We start from the raw sequence: 3,840 nt of genomic DNA, 5'->3' as shown, positions 1-3,840 counted from the left end.
TAACGCCACAAATGCGGATATTCTCTTAACTCACGAATATTACATTTAAAATGACCGTAATAGGCTGAATCAAAACGAACTAAAGTCACAAATAACCGCCAATCAGCTTCTGTTAATCTCTCACCCACTAAATATTTCTGACTACTTAAATGCTCTTCCAATTCATCTAATACAGTAAATAATTGAGTAGCCTCTCTTTCATAAACTTCTTGTTTAGTCGCAAACCCAGTTTTATAAACACCATTGTTGATACCGTGATAAACTTTTTCATTCATCTCATCAATCTCTACACGTAACTCCTCTGGATAATAATCACCTGCCAAGGCTCCAATTTCATCAAAGGCTGTATTTAACATACGCATAATTTCTGATGATTCATTGTTCACAATTTGATTGGTTTTTTTATCATATAAAATAGGAACTGTAACGCGTCCTGTGTAAGTTGGATCAACATGAGCATAGATTTCATATAAATAATTAGCGTTGATAATTGGATCAGTTATCACATCTTTTCCTTCTTCAAAAGTCCATCCATTCTCTCCCATGTAGTAATTCACAACAGATAGAGAAATCATCTCTTCTAAGCCTTTTAACTTCCGCATGATAAGTGCCCGACTTGCCCACGGACACGCATAAGACACATACAAATGATAACGCCCAGCTTCTGCTTTAAATCCTGAAACACCACATGGTCCAGCACTTCCATCTGGTGTAATCCAATTTCTAAATTGTGATTCTTTCCGAACAAAATGACCACCAGTACTTTTAGTATCATACCACTGATCTTGCCACTTACCTTCAACTAATAAGCCCATTGATTGTTTCTCCTCTACTTTTCTTTGATAAATTTATTATACGTTAAGTAGAATCAGATACTCAATAAATATGCTTATATAAAGTAAGCTACTGCTTTTTAGGTGACGTGATGTACTGCAGTGCAATTCTATTTTCTGGTTTAATATCAACTAAATAAATAACTAGCAAAAATAACAGTTCCGCAGGTTTCATTAAAAAATAAATAATATCTGCTATCAAAGGTGACGTTATTTTTCTTGCAACAGGGTAACCATATTTATCATAACTTCCTCTAATAACACGATGAATTTTGGGCGTTTTTTCTTCTAGTATTTGTTCAAAGGCATTGGCGATACAAAGTTGCCGATTAACCACCACTTCATGACCGTGTCTAACTCCTTTTCTTTGCGGTTTAACTACATTTCTGTGCCCTGAAGCTGCGACTGTACACAAATAATGTTCATCTACTTCAACATTAGGTGGAGATATTTTTTCTGATAAATTCCAGTCACTCGTTTCTGTCCAGGCTTTAATATAGGCATCTGGCTCCTGTCCTAATAATACTAAACTAGCTAAAACGATGCCTAAAATAGGTAACATAAAAACAAAACCTAACCATACCCAGTTCTCAGATTTACTTAGAAGCTGATTAAATGTTACTAACAATGGATTCGTCGTTGCTATCATCTCAACTTCTTTTTCTTCCTCTTGCCATTTAACAAGTGTTTCTTTAATCACCTTCAAACTTAAAAGTAGGCAATTAATCGGAAATATAACGAGTAAAAAATCAGTAGAATTTAGTGTAAATACTTGAATAATCCAAACAATTGCTAGAATCATCCCGATATAAACACAAGCAATAGCAAGTGTAAAAACTAAAGGCGGTAATTTTTCAACCAAACCATATTTTAATACGCTATAACCTAAGATACCTATACAGAGCAATACAAACATTGTTAGCTGCCCTTGACTAGAAATTGGTGTATGTTTTTGATTGTTAATCAGCACCTCTTGCCAATCCATATTTAATATTTCAACCAATTCTCGGTAAAGTAGAGATAAAATTATACCTAAAATAATAGTTAACCATTCAATAGATCCTTCTTGTCTCGTTAGCCAACTATAAGAAGCTTCATCCTTTTTTCTTAACAAATAATAACTATTAATCCCCGTCAGAATAAAAGGAACTACAAAACTAATAAATATCATCAACATACCAATTATCATACCCTTTTCTCTCCTCCTAAATATCTGCTATCTTATCCTCATCTTTAATACTTTCATATTCTTAAATGGTTACAATTTTTATAACGCGAGATGAAAATAAAGCTTTAACTAATACTAAAAAATAAGTGAAAGATTGAACATTCTCTTGATACTCATCTCAAATAACTATATAATGTAAAATAAGTAATTAAATATTAATTAAAAAAAACTAATGTTTAGGAGATGTTAAAATGAGCAAAATCGTATTAATTGGTGCCAACCATGCAGGAATCGCTGCAGCAAACACTATTTTAGATAGCTATCCAGATAATGAAGTTGTGATTATCGACAAAAACTCTAACTTAAGTTATTTAGGTTGTGGAACAGCACTATGGGTTGGTCGTCAAATTGATTCTTATGAACATTTATTTTATACAAACAAAGATTCTTTTGAATCTAAAGGTGCTAGAATTATGATGGAAACAACTGTTGATTCCATTGATTTTGATAAAAAAATTGTTTATACCACTCACAAAGATGGTGAACAATCAAAAGAATCTTATGATAAATTAATTTTGGCAACTGGTTCTGTTCCAATTGCACCAAACATCAAAGGAACTGATTTAAAAAATGTGCAATTTGTTAAATTGTTCCAAGATAGCCAAGTAGCAGACACTGCTCTTTGCAATGATACAGTGACAAATGTTGCAGTTATCGGTGCTGGATATATTGGTGTTGAAATGGCTGAAGCAATCAAACGTCGCGGAAAAAATGTTCGCTTATTTGATGCAGCAGATACATCTTTAAGCACTTATTATGATCCTTGGTTTACAAACGACATGGATAAAGTTTTAACTGATAATGGAATTCAAACTCATTACGGTGAAAAAGTTCAATCACTTAATGGCGAAGACGGAAAAGTTACTAGCCTAACAACAGACAAAGGAACATATGATGCTGACTTAGTTGTTTTAGCAGTTGGTTTTGCTCCTAATAATAGTTTAGGCAAAGATAGCATTGAAACCTTTGAAAACGGAGCTTACCTTGTTAACTTACAACAAGAAACTAGCATTCCTGATGTTTATGCTGTTGGTGATTGTGCGACAATTTACAGCAACGCTCTTGAAGAAACTACCTATATTGCTTTAGCAACTAATGCCGTAAGAAGTGGTATTGTTGCTGGTCATAACGCTAGTGGTACACCACTGGAATCTATCGGTGTTCAAGGCTCAAATGGTATTTCAATCTTTGGTTATAACATGGTCTCTACTGGTCTTAATTTAGCCGCTGCTAAAAAAGCTGGTTTTGACGTGAAATACACTGAATTTGAAGATTTACAAAAACCTGGTTTCATTGCTGATAATGGCAAAGTAAAAATCAGAATTATCTATGATGCTAAAAGTCGCCGTGTCCTAGGTGCTCAAATGGCATCCACTCAAGACATCTCAATGGGAATTCATATGTTCTCACTTGCGATTGAAGAAAAAGTAACGATTGATAAATTAAAATTACTTGATATTTTCTTCTTACCACATTTCAACCAACCTTATAACTACATTACAATGGCTGCTTTATCAGCTGAATAAAGAAAAAGCAAATTTTGATATTTTATCAGAATTTGCTTTTTTAATATTTTTTAATGGACAGTCTGTCTATTTTCTTGTAAGATAACCAATAGAAAACTAGTTACGTACAGGAGAAAACAATGAAAGAAACAGACTTGAGATATCAACGAACCAGAAAAAATATCATTGCTGCTATGAGTTCTCTACTTAAAACTTCACATTTTAATGACATCTCTGTCACAAGCATTTGTAAAGAAGCCCAAATCAGCCGTAG

Annotated in this window: 3 protein-coding genes; 1 reads left to right on the top strand and 2 read right to left on the bottom strand. The window is 33.4% G+C overall.

The window, feature by feature from the left end; genetic code table 11:
• On the bottom strand, positions 1-815 hold an 815-nt coding region (locus RR554_RS11565), incomplete at its 3' end, for a glutathione S-transferase family protein (RefSeq protein ID WP_332468081.1).
• A gap of 88 nt (positions 816-903) precedes the next feature.
• On the bottom strand, positions 904-2,022 hold the full coding sequence (locus tag RR554_RS11560; protein ID WP_332468080.1) for a DUF6688 domain-containing protein: 1,119 nt from the start codon (positions 2,020-2,022) through the stop codon (positions 904-906).
• 230 nt (positions 2,023-2,252) lie between these two features.
• On the opposite strand from RR554_RS11560, the gene nox reads away from it, so the two are divergent.
• Positions 2,253-3,587: a H2O-forming NADH oxidase gene (gene nox, locus RR554_RS11555; RefSeq protein WP_332468079.1), complete on the top strand. Its 1,335-nt coding sequence runs from the start codon at positions 2,253-2,255 to the stop codon at positions 3,585-3,587.
• Positions 3,588-3,840 lie beyond the last annotated feature (253 nt).

Source organism: Vagococcus sp. (genome assembly GCF_036639995.1).
Classification (GTDB): Bacteria; Bacillota; Bacilli; order Lactobacillales; family Vagococcaceae; genus Vagococcus.
Note: the sequence above shows the minus strand (reverse complement) of the source record. Positions and strands in the feature narration are given on the sequence as shown.